This is a genomic window from Pseudomonas sp. (genome assembly GCF_036387035.1).
Taxonomy (GTDB): Bacteria; Pseudomonadota; Gammaproteobacteria; order Pseudomonadales; family Pseudomonadaceae; genus Aquipseudomonas.
In genome coordinates this window covers 1-25,653 of the sequence record NZ_DASVUM010000147.1, presented here as the reverse complement: position 1 = coordinate 25,653, position 25,653 = coordinate 1, and the positions used below count along the sequence as shown (strand labels likewise).

At 64.1% G+C, this 25,653-nt stretch carries 22 protein-coding genes; 10 read left to right on the top strand and 12 right to left on the bottom strand.

What is annotated here, in order from left to right:
- Positions 1-3: 3 nt before the first annotated feature.
- From VF672_RS14110 to VF672_RS14100, 3 genes are all read left to right on the top strand, one after another.
- Positions 4-132, top strand: coding sequence for a hypothetical protein (locus VF672_RS14110; protein WP_414705609.1), 129 nt, complete (start codon positions 4-6; stop codon positions 130-132).
- Between the two features lie 337 nt (positions 133-469).
- Positions 470-1,678, top strand: coding sequence for an MFS transporter (locus tag VF672_RS14105; protein WP_331105195.1), 1,209 nt, complete (start codon positions 470-472; stop codon positions 1,676-1,678).
- A 57-nt stretch (positions 1,679-1,735) separates the two neighbouring features.
- Positions 1,736-2,101 (top strand): glyoxalase superfamily protein, encoded by a 366-nt coding sequence (locus VF672_RS14100; protein WP_331105194.1) that lies wholly within the window; start codon positions 1,736-1,738, stop codon positions 2,099-2,101.
- Between the two features lie 11 nt (positions 2,102-2,112).
- Here VF672_RS14100 and VF672_RS14095 read toward each other — a convergent pair whose 3' ends face one another.
- A complete protein-coding gene (locus tag VF672_RS14095; RefSeq protein WP_331105193.1) occupies positions 2,113-2,967 on the bottom strand; it encodes a LysR family transcriptional regulator in 855 nt (284 codons plus the stop codon).
- Positions 2,968-3,041: 74 nt separating this feature from the next.
- On the opposite strand from VF672_RS14095, the gene VF672_RS14090 reads away from it, so the two are divergent.
- On the top strand, positions 3,042-3,971 hold the full coding sequence (locus VF672_RS14090) for a DMT family transporter (RefSeq protein ID WP_331105192.1): 930 nt from the start codon (positions 3,042-3,044) through the stop codon (positions 3,969-3,971).
- A gap of 170 nt (positions 3,972-4,141) precedes the next feature.
- A complete protein-coding gene (locus VF672_RS14085; protein WP_331105191.1) occupies positions 4,142-5,014 on the top strand; it encodes an NAD(P)-dependent oxidoreductase in 873 nt (290 codons plus the stop codon).
- A 51-nt stretch (positions 5,015-5,065) separates the two neighbouring features.
- On the opposite strand, the gene VF672_RS14080 is transcribed toward VF672_RS14085, so the two are convergent.
- The 3 genes from VF672_RS14080 to yghX all read right to left on the bottom strand — a co-directional run bounded on the left by VF672_RS14080 (position 5,066) and on the right by yghX (position 10,327).
- On the bottom strand, positions 5,066-5,761 hold the full coding sequence (locus VF672_RS14080) for a GntR family transcriptional regulator (protein ID WP_331105190.1): 696 nt from the start codon (positions 5,759-5,761) through the stop codon (positions 5,066-5,068).
- A gap of 62 nt (positions 5,762-5,823) precedes the next feature.
- Complete coding sequence (gene atzF / locus VF672_RS14075; RefSeq protein ID WP_331105189.1) at positions 5,824-7,644, bottom strand: allophanate hydrolase; 1,821 nt, start codon at positions 7,642-7,644, stop codon at positions 5,824-5,826.
- Between the two features lie 1,795 nt (positions 7,645-9,439).
- Positions 9,440-10,327 (bottom strand): YghX family hydrolase, encoded by an 888-nt coding sequence (gene yghX / locus VF672_RS14070; RefSeq protein ID WP_331105188.1) that lies wholly within the window; start codon positions 10,325-10,327, stop codon positions 9,440-9,442.
- A 264-nt stretch (positions 10,328-10,591) separates the two neighbouring features.
- Here yghX and VF672_RS14065 point away from each other — a divergent pair, with 264 nt between their 5' ends.
- The gene (locus VF672_RS14065) at positions 10,592-11,023 is read left to right on the top strand and encodes a nuclear transport factor 2 family protein (RefSeq protein ID WP_331105187.1); all 432 of its coding nucleotides are present in this window, start codon (positions 10,592-10,594) and stop codon (positions 11,021-11,023) included.
- A 78-nt stretch (positions 11,024-11,101) separates the two neighbouring features.
- On the opposite strand, the gene VF672_RS14060 is transcribed toward VF672_RS14065, so the two are convergent.
- On the bottom strand, positions 11,102-11,986 hold the full coding sequence (locus tag VF672_RS14060) for a LysR family transcriptional regulator (protein ID WP_331105186.1): 885 nt from the start codon (positions 11,984-11,986) through the stop codon (positions 11,102-11,104).
- Positions 11,987-12,102: 116 nt separating this feature from the next.
- Here VF672_RS14060 and argC point away from each other — a divergent pair, with 116 nt between their 5' ends.
- Positions 12,103-13,041: an N-acetyl-gamma-glutamyl-phosphate reductase gene (gene argC / locus VF672_RS14055; RefSeq protein ID WP_331105185.1), complete on the top strand. Its 939-nt coding sequence runs from the start codon at positions 12,103-12,105 to the stop codon at positions 13,039-13,041.
- A 22-nt stretch (positions 13,042-13,063) separates the two neighbouring features.
- On the opposite strand, the gene VF672_RS14050 is transcribed toward argC, so the two are convergent.
- From VF672_RS14050 to eat, 4 genes are all read right to left on the bottom strand, one after another.
- A complete protein-coding gene (locus VF672_RS14050) occupies positions 13,064-14,494 on the bottom strand; it encodes a CoA transferase (protein ID WP_331105184.1) in 1,431 nt (476 codons plus the stop codon).
- Between the two features lie 212 nt (positions 14,495-14,706).
- Positions 14,707-15,525 (bottom strand): ethanolamine ammonia-lyase subunit EutC, encoded by an 819-nt coding sequence (eutC, locus tag VF672_RS14045; RefSeq protein ID WP_331105183.1) that lies wholly within the window; start codon positions 15,523-15,525, stop codon positions 14,707-14,709.
- A gap of 34 nt (positions 15,526-15,559) precedes the next feature.
- Positions 15,560-16,951 (bottom strand): ethanolamine ammonia-lyase subunit EutB, encoded by a 1,392-nt coding sequence (locus tag VF672_RS14040; RefSeq protein ID WP_331105182.1) that lies wholly within the window; start codon positions 16,949-16,951, stop codon positions 15,560-15,562.
- A 27-nt stretch (positions 16,952-16,978) separates the two neighbouring features.
- The gene (eat, locus tag VF672_RS14035; RefSeq protein WP_331105181.1) at positions 16,979-18,331 is read right to left on the bottom strand and encodes an ethanolamine permease; all 1,353 of its coding nucleotides are present in this window, start codon (positions 18,329-18,331) and stop codon (positions 16,979-16,981) included.
- Positions 18,332-18,820: 489 nt separating this feature from the next.
- Between eat and qhpR the strand changes: the two genes are divergently transcribed.
- Positions 18,821-19,897, top strand: a complete 1,077-nt coding sequence (gene qhpR, locus VF672_RS14030) for an AraC-like transcriptional regulator QhpR (RefSeq protein WP_331105180.1) — start codon at positions 18,821-18,823, stop codon at positions 19,895-19,897.
- A 184-nt stretch (positions 19,898-20,081) separates the two neighbouring features.
- Here qhpR and VF672_RS14025 read toward each other — a convergent pair whose 3' ends face one another.
- The 3 genes from VF672_RS14025 to VF672_RS14015 form a co-directional block, all read right to left on the bottom strand.
- On the bottom strand, positions 20,082-22,031 hold the full coding sequence (locus VF672_RS14025) for a hypothetical protein (RefSeq protein WP_331105179.1): 1,950 nt from the start codon (positions 22,029-22,031) through the stop codon (positions 20,082-20,084).
- A gap of 139 nt (positions 22,032-22,170) precedes the next feature.
- Entirely contained in the window at positions 22,171-22,425 is a 255-nt protein-coding gene (locus VF672_RS14020; protein WP_331105178.1) for a hypothetical protein, read from the bottom strand.
- An 88-nt stretch (positions 22,426-22,513) separates the two neighbouring features.
- Positions 22,514-22,777: a DUF2790 domain-containing protein gene (locus tag VF672_RS14015; RefSeq protein ID WP_331105177.1), complete on the bottom strand. Its 264-nt coding sequence runs from the start codon at positions 22,775-22,777 to the stop codon at positions 22,514-22,516.
- Between the two features lie 306 nt (positions 22,778-23,083).
- Between VF672_RS14015 and VF672_RS14010 the strand changes: the two genes are divergently transcribed.
- A complete protein-coding gene (locus tag VF672_RS14010) occupies positions 23,084-23,824 on the top strand; it encodes a response regulator (protein ID WP_331105176.1) in 741 nt (246 codons plus the stop codon).
- On the top strand, positions 23,821-25,161 hold the full coding sequence (locus tag VF672_RS14005) for a HAMP domain-containing sensor histidine kinase (protein ID WP_331105175.1): 1,341 nt from the start codon (positions 23,821-23,823) through the stop codon (positions 25,159-25,161). The genes VF672_RS14010 and VF672_RS14005 overlap by 4 nt, the downstream gene beginning before the upstream one ends.
- Positions 25,162-25,653 lie beyond the last annotated feature (492 nt).

Genomic DNA, 25,653 nt, shown 5'->3' with positions numbered 1-25,653 from the left:
GACATCACCCAATACATCGTTGGGTATTACAACAACAAGCGGCTGCACTCGAAACTGGGGTACCTGCCACCGACCGTCTACGAACGAACGATGGCATCAAAACCACCTATCGAGGTGTCCGGAATTAGTTGACCACTACATCCTTCAGCGAATCCCACTGGCTGCACGCGATCCCTTAGTGGGACCGGCTTTAGCCGGGAAGAGGCCAGCCTGATCACCCTCAGTTTTGCCGCGTGACACCTGAAGCCTTCCCGGCTAAAGCCGGTCCTACTAAATGCACGCGATTCATTAGTGGGACCGGCTTTAGCCGGGAAGAAGCCAGCGTGACCACTACAGGCATCGCCGGTCACTCTGGATTGGCGGTGTCTCGAACGGTGGGGCTGACCGCGCCACATACGCACATTGATACAAGCCAACCCCACCCTCCCCCCATTAACGTCGTTGATCTGATCACTGCGAGGCGCATCGAATGAATCACTCCCACACGACATGGAGCCGCCGGACCTGCTTTTGGGTGGCGGCCGCCGTGGTGGTGCATACGCTGTGGACCAGCGCCGCGCCCGCCATGATGTACCCGCTTTACGCCCATCAATGGCAACTGACACCGACCGTCACCACGCTGATTTTCGCCGTGTTCCCGGTGTTCGTCGTCGCGACGCTGATTGCCCTGGGCGATCTGTCGGACCACATCGGTCGCCGTGCGGCGATGCTTCTTGGCGTCGCTGCCTCGTTGATCGGCGTGCTGTTGTTCGCCGTCGCCCCCAACGTCACCTGGCTGCTGATCGGTCGTGCGTTCATGGGCATCGGCGTCGGGCTGTCGGCAGGCCCTTCGGCGGCGGCGGTCGTCGAATTCAGCGCCCCAGGCAAGGCCAAACTCGCCGGGGCCATCACCACCGCCGCGCAGGCATCGGGTCTGGCCGCCGCGCTGATCCTCGGTGGCGGGCTGATCCAGTACGCGCCGTTCCCTACCCGCCTGAGTTTCTGGGTGTTGGTTGTCGTCCTCGCCGCCACGCTGTACGGCGTCTGGGGACTGCCGCGCCACACCCCGGCCGAAAGCAAAAAAACCTGGTCGCTGAAGCTGCCGCACATTCACCCTCCACTGCGCGCCACGTTTGTGGTGGCGGTCAGCGCAGTGCTCACCGCGTACTCGGTCGGGGCGACCATGCTCTCGCTGGGCTCGCAGATCGCCCACGACCTGATCGGCTCAAGCAACGCGCTGGTCAACGGCGGCGCCATTTCGCTGTTCGCCATCGTGCTCGGCATCACCGGCATCGTCGGCAAGCGCTTCGGCTCCCGGTTGTCGATCATCGCCGGCGCCAGTGTGTCCATCGTCAGCCTGCTGCTGCTCATGCTCGCGACCACAACCCACGCCCTGCCGGTGTTCCTGCTTTCCAGCGCGGCCTGCGGTGCGGGCTACAGCTTGTTGTTCATGGGCGGCCTCAACCTGATCAACGCCCACGCCCCGATGCATCACCGGGCCGGCACCTTATCAGCGCTGTTTCTCGTGGCGTATCTGATGCAGGGCGTCGTCGCACTGCTGCTGGGCCGCGCAGCCACGGCCTGGGGCCTGGACCTGGCAATCGATGTCGGCTCAGTCGCCCTCGCCGCCTTGAGCCTTGGCGCGATGCTGCTGGCAATTTACGTGCGTCAGCCGCAGACCCGCGCGGACGTTGAGTAGACGCGGGCTGACGGTGGTCTAGAATGGCCCGCTCAGACCCTCAAGGAGTGAACCCCTGTGCAGATGTCCCCGGCGATACCGCTGATTCGTATTTTTTCCGAGGCCAAGGCCAAAGAGTTCTACGTCGACTTTCTCGGCTTCAGCGTTGACTGGGAGCACCGCTTCGAACCGGACCTGCCGCTGTATGTGCAGGCCCGCCGCGACCACCTGATCATCCACCTGACCGAACACCACGGCGACGCAACACCAGGCTCGACGATCTTCGTGCCGGTCAGCGACATCGCCGCGTTGCAGGGCGAGCTGCTGGCGAAGCAGTACGGTTATTCACGCCCCCGCATTCAGGACCTGGACTGGGGCAAGGTCATGGAAATCGCCGACCCCTTCGGCAACCGCCTGCGGTTCTGCGAGCGCTCGGAGGACTGAGCCGGTCAGTTTTACAGCCTGAAGTGTTGCCCGATTGCCTGGCGCAGCAGGTCCACCGCGTCATCGCCGTGGGAGGCTGATGAGCGCACGACAATGATGTCGTGGTCGCTGATCGCCGGCAGGCCGTCGAGTATGCGCATGCCTTTGGTGACGCGGGCGCGGTCGATCAGGCTGATCCCCAACCCTGCCTCGACGCACGCCTTGACCGCCTGATTGGACGAACTCTCCAGCACGATGCGCATTCGGTGCCCGCTGCGCTTGAGCGACTCGAGCATGGCTTGCCGGTACGAGCATTGCGCGGCATGCACGGCCAGCGGCAACGGGTCCGGTAGTGCCTGCGAATACTGCGCGGCGCTGACCCAGACAGGCGTAGTGGAGACCAGCAGTTGATCGTCCGGGCCCAGTTGGCCCTTGGGTTGTGCGATCACTGCCACTTGCAGACGTCCCCGCTGCACCTGGTCGCGCAGGGCGAAGCTGGGCGCGGTCTTCAGCTCCAGCACGATATTGGGCCACTGCGCAGTGAAGATCGGCAGCACGTCGCGAATCATGTGCGTGGCGTATTCATCCGGCACGCCAAGGGTGATGCGCCCCGCCAGTTGCGTGCCCTGCAGTTCGGCGAGCACCTGGTCATGGGTACTGAGCAGCGCCGCTGTAGAGGTCAGGAAACGCTTGCCCAAGGGGGTCAGTGACACCGACTGATTGTCGCGATTGAGCAGCCGCCCGCCCGCCACGGCTTCCAGCCGCTGCACGTGTACGCTGACGGCGGCGGGGCTTTTGTGCAGCTGTTCCGCCGCCGCGCTGAACTTGCCGATGCGCGCCACGGCGTGAAAGGTGCGCACGTGTTCGATATCAAGAATGGCGCTCATGGTTTACGGATCCCGAAGCACTGCTGCCGTTTATTTTGATTTATCAGATTACGGCGAGTGCCTAGGTTGGGTCCATGAACACTTCAAACGAACTGACCAACGCGACCCTGCACACCCCGTCCCAACGCCGGGCGATCCCCTTGCCGCTGCTTGAAGCCGGGCTGGTGATCATCTGGAGCTCAGGCTTCATTGGCGCGCGCTTCTCCATCGATTACGCGCCCGCGTCGCTGGTGGTGTTCTGGCGCTGCATCCTGGTCACGCTGATTTTCTTTCCCTTCGTCGCCCGGGCACTGCGCCAGACCCCGCCCGCGGTGCTGCTGAAAAACGCCGGCGTCGGTCTGCTGGCCATGGCCGGTTATCTGTTCGGCGTGACAGAAGGCATCGCCCTGGGCGTGCCCGCCGGACTGGCGGCGCTGTTCGCCGATCTGCTGCCGATCGGCATGGCGGTACTGGCGGCAGGGGTCCTGCGGCAACGGATGAGCCGCCGAGTATGGCTCGGGTTGCTGATTGGCCTCGCGGGCGTGGTGCTGGCGACTCACGACGCGCTGGCCTGGGGCAGCGCGCCGACCTGGGCCTACGCCCTGCCGGTGCTGGGCATGCTGTCGCTGGCGGTCGCCACGCTGTGGCAAAAACACTCCGCCGACCCGCAGCCGCTGGGCTTGCTGCCCAACCTGTGGTTGCAGTGCTTCGTGTCGGCCTTCGTTTTTGCCCTGGTTGCCGGACTGCACGGGAGCCTCGCGCCCATTCCCAATGCAGGCTTCGCGATGAGTGTGCTGTGGACGTCGGTGTCGACGGTCGGCGGCTACGGCTTGTACTGGTTGTGCCTGCGCCGGGCCACGGCGACGCGGGTCGCCAGTGTGCTCTACCTCAGTCCGCCGCTGACGCTGTTGCTGGCCTGGGCGATGTTCGATGAACCGCTGTCATGGCTGATGGCTTTGGGCATGGCGGTCTCCGGTGTCGGCATCGGTCTGGTGATACGCGGCGAAGCGCGGCAGGCGCAGTAGCACGGGGCAGCACAGGTCATTGTCGAGAACCTGCAATGGCCGGGCACGCTGCTGGCGTGGCGCGGTCCCATTCTTCACGAAGGTGAGCCGCACAGGTCGTGAAGGATCTTGCTCACCCCGTTCGGCACCTAATCGCGCCGTACCCCTATCGTCTACTGGAGCGTATCCCCATGAAAATCGGCTTTTTGGGCCTCGGCAATATGGGTCAGGCCGTGGCTGGCAATCTGTTGAAAGGCGGTCATGAGCTGCTGGTCTGGAACCGTTCCCCCGACGCCGCGCAGCCACTGGCGGCGCAAGGCGCGACGGCCGTCAGCGACCCCGCGCAGGCGTTCGAAGCCGACGTGGTGTTCAGCATGCTCGCTGATGATCAGGCCTTGCGCACCGTGCTGCTGGACTCCGGCCTGTTGCAGCGCATCAAGGGCCCGCTGATCCACATCAACATGGCAACCATTTCCGTAACCTTCGCCGATGAGTTGGCCACGTTGCATGCCGCGCAGGGCATTGATTACATCGCCGCCCCTGTGATGGGCCGACCCAACATGGCCGCGGCCGCCAAGCTGAATATCATGGCCGCCGGCCCCGCGCAGGCCATCGACACGGTGCAGCCGCTGCTGGACCTGATCGGCAGCAAGACCTGGCACATGGGCGACGTCCCTTCGCGCGCCAACGCGATGAAACTGGCGATGAATTTCATGCTGGTGTCGGCCATCGAGGCGATGAGTGAAGCGGCCGTCCTGGTCACCCGCCACGGCTTGAAATCCGCCGATCTGGTGGAGCTGGCGTCATCGACAATCTTTCCCGGCCCCGTTTACGCGGGCTATGGCGCGCTGATCGGTGAACGGCAGTACGAACCGGCCGCGTTCAAGGCGGTCCTCGGGCTCAAGGATGTGGACCTGGTGCTGGCTGCGGCCCGTCAGGTGTCGGTGCAGATGCCGGGCGCCGAGATGATTCGCGCCCACTTGCAGGACACCGTCGAGCATGGCCAGGGCGAAATGGATTTGGCGGTGCTGGCTGAAGTGGCCGAGCGGCGCAATCCGCGCTAGGCGCTTTTAGCGAAAACGGCCTGAGCTGACCCTGGGTTTGAGACCGTCAGCTCATGGCCGGGCGACGTGTAGCCGGTGCAGGGTAATATTACGCACCTCCTGTTTGCTGATTTCGATGTGCCGCTTGAGCAGCTGCTGCGCGTGCTCGGTCTGGCGCTTGAGCACGGCATCAAGGATCTGCGCGTGCTCGTCATAGGTCGCTTCGATGCGCGCCGTCTGGGTGAAATCCAGGCGGCGGGTGATGCGGATCTTCTCGGTAATCTCTGTGTGCAGGCGCGCCATCTCCTTGTTCGCTGCCGCCTCGAGCAGCGCGCAATGAAAACGCTCATCCAGCGCTGACACTTGTTGAGGGTCTTGCAGGCGCTCGACTGGCGCCATGAGCCAGGTGCGTTTCAGCTCGTCGATGATCGGGTGTTGCTCCAGGTCCAGTTCACCCAGACGCGCCAGGGCCGCGCATTCCAGGACGATACGCACGTCGTAGAGTTCTTCGAAATAGTTGAAATCGAACGCCCTTACCCGCCAACCGCTGCGGAAATACACCTCCAGATAACCCTCACGCTCAAGCCGATACAGCGCCTGGCGCACCGGGGTGCGGCTGGCCTGCACGCGTTCCGCCACCTCGCCTTCGCTGAAGCGATCCCCCGGCAGCAGGCGAAAGGCAAAAATGTCCTCCTTGAGCTGCTGATAGATGCGCTCGGCCAGGTTGTCCGGGCGCTGTTTGGGTGTCTGTGAAGGGATGATGGCCACTGTGCTCCGTCGCAGGGTTCAGGGCTGTCGCGGCCGCTTTCTCGGCCGCGTCACAGGCAGGATCAGGCCTTTTGCAGGCTGGCGATGTAGGCGCGCCAGCCGCCGAACGCGGTGATGTCCAGCGCACCGTCGATCGCCCAGGGTTCGCAGATGAAGCCTTTGACAGTGCGGCCGTCTTTCAGCGTCAGGTTGCCGATGCCCAGAGGTGCGGGAATCTCGGCGACGAACTCGCCGAAGCGGGCCAGCGGGATGTCCCACAACTCAACGATGATCGACGCACCGCTTGCGGCTTTGACCAGCCCCGGCTTGGGCGGCACGGTGCCCGGCAGTGCGTAAAGCCGGTAATCGCCTGCGGTCAGCGATTGCTCGACGAGAACCGCGTCGCGGGTCGTGAGCTGGGCGTTCAGCGGCATGCCGGTCAGGTGCGCGCCTACCACGGCGACGCGCACGCTGCCGCGCGGTGCAACGGCGGGCGATGCGGCAGGCGTCGGCAGCGAGCGACCTGTCGCCCCCAGCGCCAAGCCAACGCTCTCCTGCCAGCGCTGGCCGAACCGGGCAAGCGCGGTGTCGTGCCAGGCCGGTGCAATCAGGGTGATGCCCGACGGCAGGCCATCGGCGCGCATGCCCGCCGGCAATGCCAGGGCCGAGAGGTCCGCCAGGTTGGTGAAGTTGGTGTAGAAGCCGAACTGCGAATTGTAGAGCACCGGCTCAGCGGCCATTTCCGCCTGAGTGCGCAGGGTCGCGGACGTGGGCACGACCAGTGCGTCGAACCCGGCCAGGGCCTCGTTGATCTGCCGGCTCAGCGTGGCGCGCAAGTATTCGGCGCGATAGGCATCACAGGCGCTGTAGGCCAGACCGCTTTCGACGATGCCGCGGACCACCGGGTTGATGGCGCTCGGGTCGCTTTCCAGCATCGAGGTCAGGGCCACTGTGCGCTCGGCCACCCACGGGCCGTAGTACAACTGCTCGGCCAGGGCCTTGAACGGGGCAAAATCGATGCGCGTGATCTCCGCCCCCATGTCGCTCAACCGATGCAGCGCCTGTTCGAACACCGCCTGGTTTTGCGTATCGCCGAAGAACTCCAGGGTGTCCGGCACGGCCAGCTTCATCGCCGCACGCAAGCCCACTGGCGCCGTGCAGGGGTTGTGCCGTGAGTAGGCGTCATTGGCATCGAAGCCTTCAGCGAGGCCGGCGACGGTCTGTGCGTCTGCCACCGTCAGCGCGAAGATGGAGATGCAGTCCACCGTCTTGCACGCCGGCACCAGGCCGGTGTTGGGCATGCGGCCCTTGGTCGGTTTCAGGCCGACGATGTTATTGAAACCGGCGGGCACGCGACCGGAGCCTGCGGTGTCGGTGCCCAACGAGAACGCCACCAGCCCCCGCGCGACCACCGACGCCGAACCGGAGCTCGAACCCCCGCTGACGTAATCCGGGTTGAAGCTGTTGGGCACCGCGCCGTAGGGCGACCGCGTGCCGACCAGGCCGGTGGCGAACTGGTCGAGGTTGGTCTTGCCCATCAAAATCGCGCCCGCAGCGCGCAGGCGGGCCACTACGGTTGCGTCTTCGCTCGCGGTGTACGCGAACTCGGGGCACGCCGCCGTGGTCGGCCAGCCCGCCGCGTCGATGTTGTCCTTGATGGCGAACGGCACGCCGTACAGCGGCAGTTGGGCGATGTCTCCGTTGACCGCCTCAAGACGCTCGGCGAGGGCATCGAGCTGCTCGCTGAGCTGAGCCTGACTGGCGCGGATGATCCACGCCGTGTCGGTTTGCGGGTAAGCGGTGGGGAGCGACAGCAGCACGTCAGGCGTCAACTGCTCGGTCTGATAGGCCGTCAGCCACTCGTTAAGGGTCCAGCCGAATTCAGGGATTTGCAGCGCAGGCATGGGAGGCTTCCATCTTGTATCCAAGTTTGGATTCAACAAAAGCAAAAGCCGGGCCAGGGGGGTAAAAGGGCCGTAAAGTGCGGCGGCAGCGGTGCACGGGGGTGTCGCCGTCCAGCGCCATGCGCCCAAATCCGGCACGCCGTGCAAGGTTTTGGTGCCGATGGAGCCGAGTGTCGGCGCCCCAATCAGGCTGGCGATGATCCAAATGTGGGACCGGCTTTAGCCGGGAAGACGTCAGGCGTCACACCGCAGAATTGATGTCGTACACACCGGCCCCTTCCCGGCTGAAGCCGGTCCCACTGAGCTTGCGTGCGCCCATCAGATGGCGATGCCCCACCAAGGCTCGCGTGCGCCCAATGAGGCTGGCGATGATCCAAATGTGGGACCGGCTTTAGCCGGGAAAGCGTCGGGCGTCACACCGCAACATTGATGTAGTGCAAACCGGCCTCTTCCCGGCTGAAGCCGGTCCCACTAAGGCTTGCGTGCGCCCATCAGATTGGCGGTCTCCCACTAAGCCTCGCGTGCGGCGAATGAGACTGGCGATGATCCAAATGTGGGATTGGCTTTAGCCGGGAAGACCTCAGGCGTCACACCGCAAAATTAATGTCGTACACACCGGCCTCTTCCCGGCTGAAGCCGGTCCTACTAAGCTCGCGTGCGCCCGATGAGACTAGCGATGATCTGAATGTGGGACCGGCTTTAGCCGGGAAGACGTCGGGCGTCACACCGCAGAATTGATGTCGTACACACCGGCCCCTTCCCGGCTGAAGCCGGTCCCACTGAGGCTCGCGGGCGCCAACCAGAGTGGCGGTGGCCCACTAAGGCTCGCGTGCGGCGAATGAGACTGGCGATGATCCAAATGTGGGACCGGCTTTAGCCGGGAAAGCGTCGGGCGTCACACCGCAACATTGATGTCGTGCAAACCGGCCTCTTCCCGGCTGAAGCCGGTCCTACTGAACTTGCGGGCGCCAACCAGAGTGGCGGTGTCCGACCAAGGCTCGCGTGCACTCAATGAGACTGGCGATGATCCACATGTGGGACCGGCTTTAGCCGGGAAGACGTCAGGCGTCGCACCGCAGAATCAATGTCGTGCAAACCGGCCTCTTCCCGGCTGAAGCCGGTCCCACTAAGCTCGCGTGCGCCCGATGAGACTGGCGATGATCTGAATGTGGGACCGGCTTTAGCCGGGAAGACGTCGGGCGTTACACCGCAACATTGATGTCGTCCAACGGGGCCTCTTCCCGGCTGAAGCCGGTCCTACTAAGGCTCGCGTGCGCCAACCAGAGTGGCGGTGTCCCACTAAGGCTCGCGTGCAGCCAATGAGGCTGGCGATGATCTGAAAGTGGGACCGGCTTTAGCCGGGAAGACGTCAGGCGTCACACCGCAGAATTGATGTCGTGCACACCGGCCCCTTCCCGGCTGAAGCCGGTCCCACTTAAGTACCGCGTGCAGTCAGTGGGACCGGCTTTAGCCGGGAAGCCCTTGATCTGCTTTTGATCTTCCTACACAAAAAGCCCAGTCCCCTCCAATCGCGACTTGGGTGCAGGCTGAACGCAGGTCTCGTGGAGTGGGCCGAGCGGCATGGATGCCGCGAGAGCCGCCCCCCGCCATGGATGGCGGATGGCGGCGGGCCCACGGAGCGAGACCGGAGTGAAGGAACCCGACGAAGTCGGGCCCAACCGAGAGCAGGCACTTTTGGTTACTTTTAGTGCTGTTTAAAAGTAACTCGCCGAAGGCGAAACACGAGGCCGTTAGGCCGAGGCTCTTGATCTTCTTCCAGCCGCACCGCGCCCCATCAGACCAGGTATTTTCTGAACCAATCCACCGTCCGGTTCCACGCCAGGGTGGCCGCCGCGTCGTCGTAGCGGGGGGTGGAGTCGTTGTGGAAGCCGTGGTTAGCGCCTTTGTAGATGTGCGCTTCGTAGGTTTTTCCTGCCGCTTTCAATGCCGCTTCGTACGCCGGCCAGCCGTCGGTGATCGGCTTGTCCAGCTCGGCGTAATGCAGCAACAGCGGCGCCTTGATACGGCTGACGTCTTCGGCCTTGGGCTGGCGGCCGTAAAACGGCACCGCTGCGGCCAGCTCCGGGTAGGCCACGGCGGCGGCATTGGCGACGCCGCCACCGTAACAAAACCCGGTGATGCCGACCTTGCCTGTCGATGCGTGATGCGCCATTAGCCACTCGATGCCGGCGAAGAAGTCGTTCATCAGCTTCTCCGGGTCCACCTTCTGCTGCAGTTCGCGCCCCTTATCATCGTTGCCAGGGTAGCCCCCGACCGAGGTCAGACCGTCAGGCGCCAGGGCAATGAAACCCGCTTTGGCGACGCGGCGGGCAACGTCTTCAATATAAGGATTGAGGCCGCGGTTCTCATGCACGACCAGCACCGAGGCGACTTTGCCCTCAGCCTTCGCCGGGCGCACCAGGTAGCCGCGCACCTGGCCATGACCCTTGGGCGACGGGTAGGTGATGTACTCGGCGATGATGTCCGGGTCGGTGAACTCGACCTGCTCGGCCAAGGCGTAATTGGGACTCAGCGAGGCCAGGAGGGTCGTCGCCGCCAGCCCGCCCACGGCGAACACCGCCGCGCGGTCAAGAAACTCCCGGCGGTTGATCTTGCCGTGGACGTAATAGTCGTAGAGCTCCAGCAATTCCGGGGCAAAGTCTTTAGCGGTAAGACGGGTCATCTGTGCGCATCCTCATCGATATAGGGGCAGCTACAGGCGCCAGGCCGAGCGCCTGAACGTGCCGCACCGAGCCCTCAGTAAAGCAGTGTTTCGCACGCCTGTATCAGCCTGCGCCTGGACAAAGCCACCCTTTCTAAGGCGGCCTTTCCAACACCTCGTTTGTGGGCTAGCCTGAACGCCGCGGTTGTACGACGACGTACAAACGCGATCATCACCCAACGTGGCTCCTGCATCATGCCATCAACAATAATAAAGGACGCATCCATGACAACACTCAAACTGACCCTCGGCTTCTTGTGCCTGTTCTCCGGCTTCGTCGCCGCCGCGCCCGCTGCCGATGAGCAGGACGTCGCCAAAGCCGTCGACAAAATGACCCAGGCGATGCTGCACAAAGACATCGCGGCCCTGGGCGCGCTGACTTCCGACAACGTCACCTACGGCCACTCCAGCGGCAAGGTTCAGAACAAGGAAGAATTCATCGCCGACATTGAAACCGGGCGCAGCGGCTTCAATACGCTGGAAATGAAAAACCAGAAGATCATCCTCAACGGCGACGTCGCTTTGGTGCGTAACCACTTCTCCGCCGAAGCCGTGAACAGTGGCAAGGTCGTTCCGACCGAGATAGAAAACTTCCAGATCTGGCAGAAACAGAAAGGCCAATGGCTGCTGATCGGGCGCCAGGCGTTCAAATTCTAATGGCATGACGTCAACGTTGTCACCGGCCGGCGCCTGACAGGATCATGCACCGGCCGGCGACGATGCCTGCCGCTCTAATCACAACGCCTCCAGTTCCTGCAACACCTCCAGCACATACCGGGTCGAGCGTTCGACGCTTCCGGCCCGGTGCGCAGTGCCCAACTCTCGCCACATCGCCGGCTGCAACGGACGCATGACCATGCGCCGATCAGGCGCCGGCGTAGACGCTTCGTGGGGCAGCAATGTCGCGCCATAGCCCGCCCCGACCAGACTCTTGATCGCATCGTTGTAATTGAGCTGTATGCGCGGCGTGGGCTGCGGCCCTTCGCCGGCAAACCACTCGGCCACCTGGCGCGACAGCCGCGTGGTGGCGTCGTTGAGAATCAGCGGCTGCGCCGCGAGCCAGGTCGGCGTGATAACCGGCGGACACTCCCAGCGCGCCGGCAGAAAGGCCATCACCGGGTCGCGCCGCCACGGCTGAATCGACAGGCCCTTGACCGGCGCCTGAGGCAAGGCGATGACGCCGATGTCCAGGCTGCCGTCCGCGAGCTTTTGCAGCGTCTGGTGCGAGGTCAGCACCGCCACTTGCACATCGATGCCGGGGTGCAAGCGCTCCAGGGTTTCCAGTGCCTGCGGCAGCAGTTGCGCAATGACGCCGGTCGAAGCGCCCAGCCGCACGCGCCCGGCCAGTCCCTGCACCTGACGTTCAACGTCTTCGAGCGCCTGTTCGGCATCGGCCAGCAAGCGCCGCGCACGTTCGATCAGCGTGTCGCCGATCGCCGAGGGCTGTACGCGTCCGCGGGTGCGCGACAGCAGCACCCCGCCCACTCGCTGCTCCAGATCAGCGATGTGCAGGCTCACCGTCGGCGGTGCCAGGTTGAGCACCCGCGCCGCTTCGGCGAACGAGCCGTGGTCGGCGATGGCCACCAGTGTGCGCAAACGGTCCAGACTGATTTCCCGCACGGCACTGCCCCCTCTTCAGAAAAGCTGAAGTGTACCGTCAATAAATTCAACTTTCTCTATCGACACCAGCGCTTGAAGATGTCGGTCATTGACGACCCTTAGCGGAATCCAGACCCATGTCCTTCAAACAACCTTCCCCGCCTGTGGTGTTCATCGACGGCGACCAGGGCACCACCGGCCTGCACATCCACCAGCGCCTGCAAGGGCGTACCGACCTGCACGTGGTGACGCTGCCCGCCGAGCACCGCAAGAACCCGCAAAGCCGCGCCGCTGCCATCAATGCCTGCGACATCGCCGTGCTGTGCCTGCCGGACGATGCGGCCCGCGACGCGGTGGCGAGCATCACCAATCCGAACGTGCGGGTTATCGACGCCAGCTCTGCGCACCGCACGGACCCTGACTGGGTCTACGGCTTCGCGCAGATAGGCGACGCACAGACTCAGCGCATCGCCACCGCCCGCCGCGTCAGCAATCCGGGCTGCTACCCCACCGGTGCGGTCGGGCTGTTGCGGCCGTTACTCGCGGCAGGATTGCTGCCCCGCGACTACCCCATCAGCATCAACGCGGTGTCGGGTTATTCGGGCAAGGGCCGCGCCGGGGTCGATGAATACGAAGGGCCTGACGCGGCCCAGGCTGTTCCCTTTCAGGTCTACGGGCTGAGCCTGGCGCACAAGCATGTCGCGGAAATCCAGCAGTACAGCGGATTGAGCGAGCGGCCGGTGTTCGTTCCGGCGTATGGCGCGTTTCGTCAGGGCATCGTGCTGACCATCGCGCTGCACACACGGCTGCTGCCTCACGGCGTGACCGGCGCCACGCTGCACGCCGCGCTGACCCAGCATTATGACGGCAGCGGTTTTGTCGAGGTGGTGCCGATGGAGCAATCGCGCGGGCTGACCGGCATCGATCCGCGTCAGTTGAACGGCACCGATAACCTGCGCCTGATGGTGTTTGAAAACCAGGGCCATGTGTTGCTCGCCGCCGTGTTCGACAACCTGGGCAAAGGCGCGGCCGGGGCGGCGGTGCAGAACCTCGACGTGATGATTGGGGCCGTCTGATACGCGCCTGGTCAGGCCGACGTTATAGCCATCTCGCATCGGCGCGGCCCAGCGGGCCGGCCGGCCACTTCCAGTGCGTGGGCGTGCCTTCGATCTGCCCGGCCGGTGTGAGGCGCAGCGCGGGCCCCCATGCGGTGTGCTCGACGTCGGCGCCGTAATCGCTCGGATTCAGGGGTTGCAGGACTGAAGGCTGGGCACCGGTCGCAGTAAACGACGTCAACGATAAAGCGGTACGCGCCAGGGAGGCCTGCACCTGCACGCCTTGTCCGGTGGCCAGTCGCTGCGTCAAACCGCGCACGGCTGCCGCCGCCATCAAATACCCGGTGGCGTGATCCAGCGCCTGCACCGGCAGTGGCACGGGCCGATCACTGCCTGCGGCGTTCATGCCTGCATCGGCGATGCCGACACTCATTTGCACCAGGCTGTCGAAGCCGCGTCGCTCGCGCCACGGTCCGCTCCAGCCATAGGCGTTCAAGGACACGTCGACCAGACCGGGATTGAGCTGACGACGGCGTTCGGCACTCAGGCCCAGCCGTGCGAGGGCGTCGGCGCGGTAGCCGTGGACGATGACGTCGGCCTCGCTGAGCAAACCCTCCAGCACCGCGCGATCGCGAGGCTCGCGCAGGTCCAGCCGCGCACAGCGTTTGCCAAGCGCGACCTCGGGCACGGTGCCGGGCTCGTCCCAGCCAAAGGGATCGATGCGCAGCACCTCGGCGCCGAACCCGGCGAGAAACCGCGTCGCCACCGGTCCGGCGAGAATCCGCGTGAGGTCAAGCACGCGGATGCCCTGCAAGGGTCGTTCACGCGGGACGCTCGACTCGGGTCGTGCTCGGTTGGATGGACCAGCGCCCGGCACCGCTGACACCGATGGCAGTGCGGCATCGACGCGGTGCAGCAAGGGTTCGGCCGCGACGGCACGACCCTGCGGATGGTCGCGCCAGGCCGCTGCGCTGAGCATGGCGGCGGCGCAGCCCTGGTTGTCGACCACCGCGCCTTCCAGCGCCGTGGCTTGCCAGCGGCGCACGGCCTGACTGACAGCGTCGCGCTCGGGGGCGGTTTTCAGCACGGCGAGCGCGGCCTGACGGTGATGCGGTGCGTTGGTGTGCAAGCGGATCCAGCCATCGGCGGCGAAATAGTCGCCTGCCACCGTGTCCCACTGCGCCGGCAGCATCCAGCCCTGGGGCTGAAGGGTCGTCGCGAACCAGAACGAGGCCAGGCGCCGATCGACCGTGACCGGCGGCAACGTGCCGTGGGCCTGGCTGATCAGCTCGGCCACCGCCAGATGCGCCGCCGCAATCGCCGCCGTCGCGAAATCGGTGACCGGGAAGACCGACGCCAGCGCGCCCTCGCCAGTGACTTTCAAATCATCGAGCGCGCGAGCCTGACCGCCGAGCGCCAGCCAGAACTCTTCAAGGAAATGCCTGACGGCGAGGTCGGATTGGGCGCTGGGCATGGGGCGATCCTCTCGGCAATGGTTGCGTTCCGTAGGAGCCGGCTTGCTGGCGAACCCATTCTGGCCAGATATCTAAGATATCTGGCACACCGCCTTTGCCAGCAAGCCGGCTCCCACACCTGCGTGAATGGTTATGACCTGCGTATGCCACAGATGCAAGTCCGCCGGACTGCGCGTTCGCGCGGACATCGGTTGGTCGCCAAAGCAAACGCTCATCCGCCCAGCAAAAAATTCCCCGGCCGGTTGCCCTCGCCCGCTTCCAGCACGGGCACCTGAGCGTCATCCTTCAAACTCACGCCGGACAATTGCCGGCGCCAGGCCTCGCGCATCAGGTACAACAACTTGTGCGCGGCCATGGCGTAGCTCATGCCTTCAAGGCGCACGTTGGAAATGCAATTGCGCGCGGCGTCGTTCAGGCCCACCCGCGGTGCGTAGGTGAAGTACAGGCCCAGGCTGTCCGGCGAGCTGAGGCCCGGCCGTTCGCCGATCAGGATCACCACCATGCGCGCCTTGAGCAGCGCGCCGACTTCATCGCCAACGGCAACGCGGCCCTGCTCCACCAGCACTACTGGTGCGAGGCTCCAGCCTTCCGCCACGGCCATTTCGTCGATGCGTTGCAGCATCGCCGGGCTGTGGCGTTGCACCGCCAGCGCAGACAACCCGTCGGCGACCACCAACGCCAGATCGAATCCTTCGGCATGGCGCTCCGAGTAATTGCGCAGTTGCGCCGCCGAGGCCTCGGACAGGCGCCGGCCCAGATCAGGGCGCTGCAGGTAGACATTGCGGTCGGTTGCCGAGCTTTGCAGGGTCAGCGTCTCGCGGGAGCGGCCCGCCAGTTGCTCGGCCAGCGCCGCGTGATCGAACGCCAGATGCACGGCATCGCGCGCCTGGGCATGGGCGAACTGGAAGTCCAGTTGCGCCGCCGTCGGCAGGCTGGTGCCGGCGTGTCCCAGGGCGATTCGCGCCGACGTCAGCGACCGCAACTGCTCCCAGGCATCGGCGCGTGCGGGTGATTTGTTGTCATCGCTCATGGCTCAAGCCCTTCCCTCAAACGCTCAGTGAGCGCTAATTCAATTGCGCCAGCGCCTTGCGGAACAGCGGCGGCACGCCCTGCCCCAGCCGCACGCCGCCGTCGTCCTGACGCAGGATATCCATGCGCGTCAGCCATTCCTCGAACTCGGGTGCCGGGCGCAGGCCCAGGGTCTTGCGCGCATACAGCGCGTCGTGAAACGAGGTGGTTTGATAGTTGAGCATCACGTCGTCCGACCCCGGAATGCCCATGATGAAATTGATCCCCGCGACGCCCAGCAACGTCAGCAGCACGTCCATGTCGTCCTGATCGGCTTCGGCGTGGTTGGTGTAGCAAATGTCGCAGCCCATGGGCACGCCGAGCAGCTTGCCGCAGAAGTGATCTTCAAGGCCGGCGCGGATGATCTGCTTGCCGTTGTACAGGTATTCCGGACCGATGAAGCCGACCACGGTGTTGACCAGAAACGGATTGAAGTGCCGTGCGACGGCGTAGGCCCGAGCCTCGCAAGTCTGTTGATCGACGCCGTGATGAGCGTTGGCCGACAACGCGCTGCCCTGCCCGGTCTCGAAGTACATCAGGTTATCGCCCAGCGGGCCGCGCTTGAGGCTCAGACCGGCTTCGTAGCCTTCGCGCAGGATCTCGAGGCTAATGCCGAAACCGCTGTTGGCCGCTTCGGTGCCAGCGATGGACTGAAACACCAGATCCAGCGGTACGCCCTTTTCGATGGCCGCGACCGAAGACGTGACGTGGGTCAACACGCAGGACTGGGTGGGAATCTCGTAATGCCGGATGACGCCATCAAGCATTTTCAGCAGTTCGCTGATGGCGCTGACGCTGTCGGTGGCCGGGTTGATGCCGATCATGGCGTCGCCGTTGCCGTACAGCAGGCCGTCGAGCACGCTGGCGGCGATGCCGGCCGGGTCATCGGTGGGGTGATTGGGTTGCAGCCGGGTGGACATGCGTCCGCGCAGGCCGACGGTGTTGCGAAAACGGGTCACGACGCGGATTTTCTGGGCCACCAGCACCAGGTCCTGGACGCGCATGATCTTCGACACCGCTGCGGCCATTTCCGGCGTCAGCCCCGGCGCCAATGCCTTGAGACTGGCCTCGGTGGCGTCGTCCCCCAGCAGCCAGTCACGAAAGCCGCCGACCGTGAGGTGGCTGACCGCGGCGAAGGCCGCGCGGTCATGACTGTCGACGATCAGGCGGGTGACTTCATCCGCTTCGTAGGGAATCAGCGCTTCGGTGAGGAATCGCTTGAGCGGCACGTCGGCCAAGGCCATTTGCGCCGCCGCGCGCTCGGCATCGCTGCCGGCGGCGACTTCTGCAAGGAAGTCACCGGAGCGCGCGGGGCTGGCCTTGGCCATGAGTTCCCGCAGGCTGTCGAAGCGCCAGACCATGCCACCGATGCTGTGGGAAAAGCTCATGCACACCTCTTTTGTCGAACCGCGTGATTAACCGACGACCGCGACCGCCGCACTGCGCCCGCGGACCGCTTTGCAGAACAGCGCGCCCACCGCCATCAGGCAGATGAATATGGCGCAGATCAACAGATTGAACCAGACCATGGCGACCAGACACACCACCGCCAGCACCAAAGCGATGCCCGGCACCACCGGATAACCCGGCGCGCGGAAGCTGCGCTCAAGGTTGGGTTCGCTGCGGCGCAGCTTGAACAGGCTGAGCATGCTGATGATGTACATCACGATGGCGCCAAACACCGACATGGTGATCATCGCGGCGGTCAGGGTCATGCCCTGCAGGTTGATCACGCCGTCACTGAGGATCGCGATGATGCCGATCACGCCGCCCGCGAGGATGGCGCGATGGGGCGTCTGGAAACGCGACAGTTTCGCCAGGCTCGGCGGCAAAAAGCCTGCGCGAGCCAGGGCGAAGAACTGCCGGGAGTAACCGAGAATGATGCCGTGGAAACTCGCCACCAGACCGAACAGGCCGATCCACACCAGCATGTGCATCCAGTTGGAATTGCCGCCGACCACCGCTTTCATCGCCTGCGGCAGCGGGTCATTGATGTTGGCCAGCGTGCGCCAGTCACCCACGCCACCGGCGAAGATCATCACGCCGATCGCCAGCACCACCAACGTCAGAATGCCGCCCACGTAAGCGCGGGGAATGGTACGTTTCGGGTCTTTGGCCTCTTCGGCCGCCATGGCCGCGCCTTCGATGGCGAGGAAGAACCAGATGGCAAACGGAATCGCCGCGAACATGCCGCTGATGGCCGGCAGGCTGAAGGTGTCGGAACCGGCCCAGCCACCCAGGACGAAATTGCTGAAACTGAAGCCCGGTGCGACAACGCCCATGAAAACCAGCAGTTCCGCGACCGCGAGGAGCGTCACTACCAGCTCGAAGGTTGCGGCGATGCTCACGCCCAGAATGTTCAGGGTCATGAACACGAAATAGGCGCCGATGGCCGCAACACGGGGGTCCAGCGCCGGGAACTGCACGTTGAGGTAGGCCCCGATCGCCATGGCGATGGCCGGCGGCGCGAAGACGAATTCGATCAGCGTGGCCAGCCCGGCGATCATCCCGCCGGTTACGCCGAAGGCGCGCAGGCTGTAGGCAAACGGCCCGCCGGCGTTGGGAATCGCGGTGGTCAGCTCGGTGAAACTGAAGATGAAACAGGTGTACATCACCGCGACCATCAGCGTGGTCACCAGAAAACCCAGGGTCCCGGCGGTGCCCCAGCCGTAACTCCAGCCGAAATATTCGCCGGAAATCACCAGGCCGACGGCCAGACCCCACAAGTGCAGGGTTCCCAACGTAGGTTTGAGTTGTGAAGCGGTCATGAGCGTGTACCCCGGTAGCCAGGCGACGGTATTTGTCTGACGTCGAGCATAGTCACTGCCTGAGGCCCAAGGCTTGACCGTACGGCGCGCGGTTTGTCGTGTGCGGTCAAGTTTTCCGGGTATTTGCCGGGGGTGCGCCACGCTGGCGCGTGAAAAACGCCCGGTGCTTTATTGGAGGTCACGATTGCGCCGTGTGTCCCGCTCGGGTGGCACCGAAATTCCCGGATTCCTGGCCCGCAGATGAGTCGCCGGGTAGCACCGAGCGTCTATGGGAGCGAGCTTGCTCGCGAAGAGGTGGGCACATTCGGCGGGTCCGGCGGTTGGCATAGAGTCTTGGCGAGCACGCTCGCTCCCGCCTGGATTGTTGTTTGCTGCTCGGCCGGAGGTCGTCCGAACGATGCGGGTTTCCCGCCGCAACCCGCGCAGTTGCAACAAGGTATGACATTTGCTTGCAAGGTAGGCCTATCCACCGTCAGAGCGATCACGCCAATGCTCCAGACCCTCGTCCCCGCCGCCGCATCGCAGACGCCCGCTGCCAGCAATCGCGGCGTGCTGTCGGCTGCGGCCAACGGGCTCGATGGCTTCATAGTGCAACACGGCGGAGATCTGGACAGGGTGTTCGGCCGTTCCGGCATCGACCCCGAGCAACTGCTGCATCCGACCCTGAGCCTGCCGCTGACCAACTACTGCAAGGTGCTGGAAGAAGCCGCGAGCCAGACCGGCTGCGACAATTTCGGTCTGCGCTATGGTCAACAATTCCAGCCGCAGGCGTTGGGCCTGCTGGGCTACATCGGCCTGTGCTCGGCGACGCTGGAAGACGCGCTCATCAACTTTTCCGCCGCCTTCCCCTTTCATCAGCACAGCACGCTGATCGAACTGGTGGATCAGGGCGAGTGCTACCGCTTCGATTATCAGGTGCGCCACGGCGCCATCAACGAACGTCGTCAGGACGCTGAACTGACCATGGGCATGGCGCTGAACCTGGTGCGTCACGTGCTCGGCCCGGACTGGGCGCCGCGCGAGGTCGCCTTCGAGCATGCCAAACCCCTGGGCTGGCATGAGCACCGCGATGTATTCCGCGCCGACGTGTGTTTCGGCCAGGGCTGCAATTCACTGCTGATTCCCAAGACCGATGTGGTGGGCAAAGGCATGCCCGGCAGCGACCCGGTCCTGCTGATGCTGATCAAGGACGCGATCCGTCAGTTGGGCGACAACAGCGTGAGCAATGGCACGCGGAACGAGGCCACTCTGGTGGAGCGCGCCCGCCAGACCATCCTCGCCACCCTGCACCTGGGCGAACCGGCGCTGGACGAAACCGCCCACACCCTCGGCCTGTCCGAATGGGCCCTTCAGCGCAAGCTGCGCGAACACGGTCTCAGCTTCACGCAACTGGTGGACCACATTCGCCAGGACTCGGCCCTGAGCCACCTCAAGCAGCAGAACCTGAGCATCACCCAACTCGCCTCGCTGCTTGGCTACTCGGAAACCAGCGCGTTTTCGCGCGCGTTCAAACGATGGTTTGGCGTGAGTCCGAAGCAGTGGCGTGGTGGCGACTGCCGCGCTTGATAGTCCGCTTTGCTGGACTTCCTCCCCGCCAAGAACCGTTCATGTGGGAGTGAGCTTGCTCACGAAGGGGCAGGAACATCTGACACATCTTCAGCGCCTGAAATGACGCCTTCGTGAGCAAGCTCACTCCCACAGGGACGGGTTTGGTCTGGGGGCAACGCGGCGTCTGGACCAGAACCGCCTTCTATTTACGCCCCAAATCCTGCAACCAGTCATTCATGTTCCCCGGCAGCAGCAGTTCGTGTCGGGCGCGGGAGCTGGCGGTGTAGAGCAGTGAGCACACGCTGGCCAGTGAATGCGCCGAGCCCTCGCGGGGTGGCCGCATGAGGTCACGGGAGAGCAGCACGGCGTCGAATTCCTGGTTCTTCACGTCCTCGACGTTGGCCAGTTTGAGGATCGCCGCCGGGTCGTTGCAGTAACGCTGGGCGGTGTCGATGAAATCCTGCAGCCGGTTGCCCTGGCCGAGCCACTCGTGCAGCGCCTTGAATTCGTGGCTGCCGCCCATGGCCGAAGCCAGCGCGTCCCAATAGGCGTAACGGAAGATCAGCCGGTGCTGGGGCCGCAGGTCTTCCCGGTAAAGCAGGTCCAGGCCTTTGACGAACAGCGTGAGGCTTTCCAGGGTGCGCGGCGGCAGGTGAAAACGTGCGCCTGCATCGGTCAGGCGTTTGAACCAGGCAAACAGACCCCATTCATTGGCGACCAGGATCGTGGTGGGTTTTTCCGGAATCGGCATCACGCCGTGGCCGATGATTCGCGTCGGGTAAGGCGCGCGGCCCACGAAGCCTTCCTTGATATCGCTGGGGTGCAACTGAATCAGCGGGTTGAGCACGTCGGCCATTTGCTTGCCGGCGCGGATCGACTGGGTCATGAAACGCTGCCGGATGAAGCCCCCGTGACGCGGGGTCTTGCCGCTGAGTTGCTGGAATTCGTCGCCCAGCGTAATGACCGCCTGCGGGCTACGGTCGAGGATCTGCACCATCGGCGCCGTCAGTTCATGGCTTTCATCGATGATGATATGGCTGTAGTGCTCGGGGATGACTTCCTGCGTCAGCGCCAGAAACTTGATCCGGTGGCTGTTGCGGATCGGCAGGCGGATGTGCGGCGCCGACGGCCGGACGGTTTCGCGCCAGAGCAGACGGCTGTATTCGAGCAGCATGGCGATGTCGGCCTGACTCACCGCATGCCCCAGCGACGGCAGGTGCCGCGCCTCGATGTTGGCCAGCGGCGAAAGGCTGTAGCTGTGCACGGTGCTGCGACAGGCGCGCGCCACCTCCCGCGGCTGCAGTCCGCCCACAGCTTGAATGTTCAGCCACTGCGCCACTTGCCGGTCATCGACCAGTGAGCTGGCGCCGGTGCGCTGCAGGTCGGTGTTGCGCCAGCCACGGGCGGTCAGGTCGCGGTTGAGCAGCAGGTTGGCCATGTGCCCGAAGGTGCATGCGTTGATCCGCGCATCGGGGTTGGCCTGACGCACCCGCGCCTGCAGCGCCGCCACCTGGCCCGGAAACGTCGCCATGAGCAGGGTCTTCTCAGGGACAAGGACCTCGAAAAACTTCGCCAGCAGGTACGTCTTGCCTACGCCGGCGTAGGCCTGAAGGTGGAACGACTCCTCGTTGCACACCTTGAACTCGTCGAAGATCCGGCTCTGCTGATCGCTCAGATGCAGGACGTCGCCGGACGGCATCACCACCTCGCGGGTCAAAGGCTCCAGCGTCGCGCGATGACGCAAGCCGAAGCCGAAGTCCCACTGCCCTTCCCCGTCCAGGTAATCCTTCTGCTCGATGTCGGCCTGTTCGAGCAGACTGACGCCGGCCATCTCCAGCATCGCCAGGCCCGCGGCCAGGTGTCCAGCGCTGAACCGGCCGCGCAGCAAGTCCGCGAAACTGCCCCCCGCTTCTTCCACCGAGGCCGCCGCGCGCATGACGTCATCGAGCATGCGTTCGAGTTGTTCGACGGCGGTGTTCTGCGCGACCAGTGCGTTGAGATTGAGCAGCAGCATCAGCGCGGCGAGTTGCGGTCGGCCTGCTTCATTCAGGAAATCGTCCAGCGTGTCGCCTGCGGCCAGGCCTTTGCACACCTCTTCGGTCAGGGGCAGAAACAACGACGGCGGTGGCGCAAAGGCAGCGGGTGATCTCATTGCGGGAGTAAGGTCCTGAGCGGCGCGTGGGCGCGGGCAGTCAAAAAGGAGCACAGCTTACTCCTGCCGCCCGATCACCGCCCGCTCACCTGTCGCCGAGAGCCTGGACGCGCCCATGCATTGCCGTCCAACGTGGGCCTCAGACCCGGCTTTGCCGCTCGCCCGCCATCCCGGCACGGGTGTGTTCGGAGCCGCCTTCGGCAACCATCTGGCCGCGGCTTTCGATCCACATCACCAGCGGTGTTTTGTCGGAGCCGTTCTCGGCCACGGTGGGTGCGAGCTGGAAGCAGACGCGGTCGTCGGCGCAGGACTGCTGCACGGCTGCGTTGGCGTGTACGGCGAAGCCGGCGAGTGCGAAGGCAACGGCGGACAGCGTGGCTTTGATCGGTGTCATGGTGTGATGCTCCTGAAATCTTCAAGGGTAATGAGCGAACCGGGCGACCGGTGACAACGCACCGGGCTCTCGGTGAAGCTGCCCGGGCTTAGTTGTCCTGCGGGCAGTTCTGGGCAACGGTTTCGTAGTTCAAGACTTGTTGCTGCCCGTGGGAATCGAGGTAGCGCAGATGAGCGTTGACCACGCCGCACATCGGGGTTGCGTCGACTTCGGTGGACAGGGCCTTGGCGATGTCCAGATGTTCGCCGTACATGTAATCGTGTGCTTGAGCGACCGGCTGGGCTTGTGCAGTGAGAGCGCCCAGGCTCATGGCGGCAAACAGGGTGGCGATGCTGAGGTTTTTCCAGTTCATGGTGTTCTCCGGTATTCAAAGGGTCGTTTCGATAAGGGTTCGAGGCGACGTGTGTCTGTCGTCTCGATGGGTCCCATTGAACGCCCCTCAGGTATCTCGCTTGTGTCGCGAACCGCCGGAAAATCATCCTTACGTGTCAGAGCGCGCCGCAGATACACAGCGATACATTCGCGCCGAAAAAACGGCCTTTTGCATGCGCATGTATGCCCGGCAGCGCCAGATACAGTGGAATACAAACGCCAGCAGGCAAGTCACGCGCGACTGGTTAAGATGCGTCCCACACCAATGAGTACGGGAGCAGCGGCAATGGAGCACGTCGATCACATTCTGATAGTCGATGACGATCGCGAGATTCGAGAACTGGTAGGCAACTACTTGAAGAAGAACGGCCTGCGCACCACGGTGGTGGCGGACGGCAGGCAGATGCGTTCTTTTCTGGAATCCACGCCCGTTGACCTGATCGTGCTCGACATCATGATGCCGGGCGACGACGGCCTGCTGTTGTGCCGCGAACTGCGCACCGGCAAGCACAAGACCACCCCGGTGCTGATGCTCACCGCCCGCAGCGATGAGACCGATCGCATCATCGGGCTGGAAATGGGCGCCGACGATTATCTGGTCAAACCCTTTGCCGCCCGGGAATTGCTGGCGCGGATCAACGCGGTGCTGCGCCGCACCCGCATGCTGCCGCCGAACCTGATCGTCACTGAAGCCGGGCGCCTGCTGGCCTTCGGTAAATGGAAACTGGACACCACCGCCCGCCATTTGCTCGATGCCCAGGGCACGGTGGTCACCCTCAGCGGCGCGGAATACCGGCTGCTGCGCACCTTCCTCGATCACCCGCAGCGCGTCTTGAGCCGCGATCAACTGCTGAACCTGACCCAGGGCCGCGACGCCGACCTGTTCGACCGCTCCATCGACCTGCTGGTCAGCCGCCTGCGTCAGCGCCTGGCGGACGATGCGCGCGACCCGGCCTATATCAAGACCGTGCGCAATGAGGGCTACGTGTTCACCTACGCCGTGGAAATTCTCGGAGACAGCGCATGAAGCTGAGCTTCAGTTGGCCGCGCACCCTGGCGTCCCGGCTTTCGCTGATTTTTCTGGTCAGCCTGGTGCTGGCCCACGGCCTGTCGTTCGGCCTGCAATTTTACGAGCGCTATGAAAGCGCAATGTCCACGATGCTGGGCAATATGGAGCGCGACCTGAGCACCACCGTCGCCGTCCTCGAACGCCTGCCCGCCAGCGAGCGCCACGCCTGGCTGCCCCGCTTCGAACACCCCACCTACGGCTACCTGCTCGGTCCCGGCGAGACCGGCACGCCAGTGGACATGGACAAGGCGCCGATGTCAGTGCATTCAATGCAGGACAGCCTGGGTCATGATTACACGCTGACGTTCAATAACATCGCCGACAGCCGCCCGCACTATCAGGCGCATTTAACGCTTAAGGACGGCAGTCCGCTGACGATCGACGTGCGCCCGCAGATCACACCGCTGTCTCCCTGGTTGCCGCTGCTGTTGATCGGGCAACTGGTGCTGCTGTTTGTCTGCACCTGGCTGGCGGTACGCACCGCGATACGTCCGCTGACGCGCCTGTCCCACGCCGTCGACAATCTCGACCCGAACGGCGAAGGCATTCGTCTGGATGAAAACGGCCCGACCGAGGTTGCCTTCGCTGCTGTCGCGTTCAACACCATGCAGCAACGGATTTCGACGTACGTGAAGGAGCGCATGCAGCTGCTGGCGGCGATCTCCCACGACCTGCAGACACCGATCACCCGCATGAAACTGCGCGCCGAATTCATGGACGATGGCGTTGAGAAGGACAAACTGTGGAGCGACCTGAGCGAGATGCAGCACCTGGTGCAGGAAGGCGTGGCGTACGCGCGCAGCATGGACACGTCGACCGAAACCGCGCGGCGTGTGGACATGGATTCATTCCTCGACAGCCTGGTGTTTGATTACCAGGACGTCGGCCGTGACGTGCAATTGAACGGCAAGACCGGCGCGGTCATCGACACCCGCCCCCACGCCCTGCGCCGAGTGCTGGTCAACCTGACGGATAACGCGCTGAAGTTTGGCGGTGCGGCGCAGATCGACGTCGTTACCCACGCCGATAACAGCCTGTCCCTGCAAGTGCTGGACCGCGGTCCCGGGATTGCCGAAGGGGAATTGTCGGAAGTGATCAAACCGTTCTACCGCGTCGAAAGCTCGCGCAACCGCGACACCGGCGGCACCGGGCTGGGCCTGGCGATTGCGCAGCAATTGACCATCGCACTGGGCGGAACGTTGAGCCTGACCAACCGCGAAGGGGGCGGGCTGTGCGCGCAACTGAAACTGCCTGCGCGGCTAGCAACGGGGGCGGTTAAGATCACGGATCTGTAGAAGCCGGCTTGCTGGCGAACCGGTTTCGTCAGTCTACGCCTTTGGTTCTGACTCACCGCGTTCGCCAGCAAGCCGGCTCCTACAGTGGATCTCGGCAGCGATCAGGATCTTCGGCGGCGTTACCACGCGGAGCGTGGGAACGATCAAATGTCGGTGCCTGAACGGGCCTCTTCCCGGCTAAAGCCGGTCCCACTAAAAGCAATGCGCGCAGTCAGTGGGACCGGCTTTAGCCGGGAAGCTTCTGATCTGCTTTCGATCTGCTTTCGATCTGCTCTGCATCTGCTTTAGATCTGCTTTAGATCTGCTCTTGATTTGCCTACGCAGGAAGTCCAGGCACCGCCAATCGCGACTTGGGTGCAGGCTGAACGCAGGTTTCGCGGAGTGGGCCGAGCGGCATGGATGCCGCGAGAGCCGCCCCCCGCCATGGATGGCGGATGGCGGCGGGCCCACGGAGCGGGACCGGAGTGAAGGAACCCTGACGAAGGAAGGGCC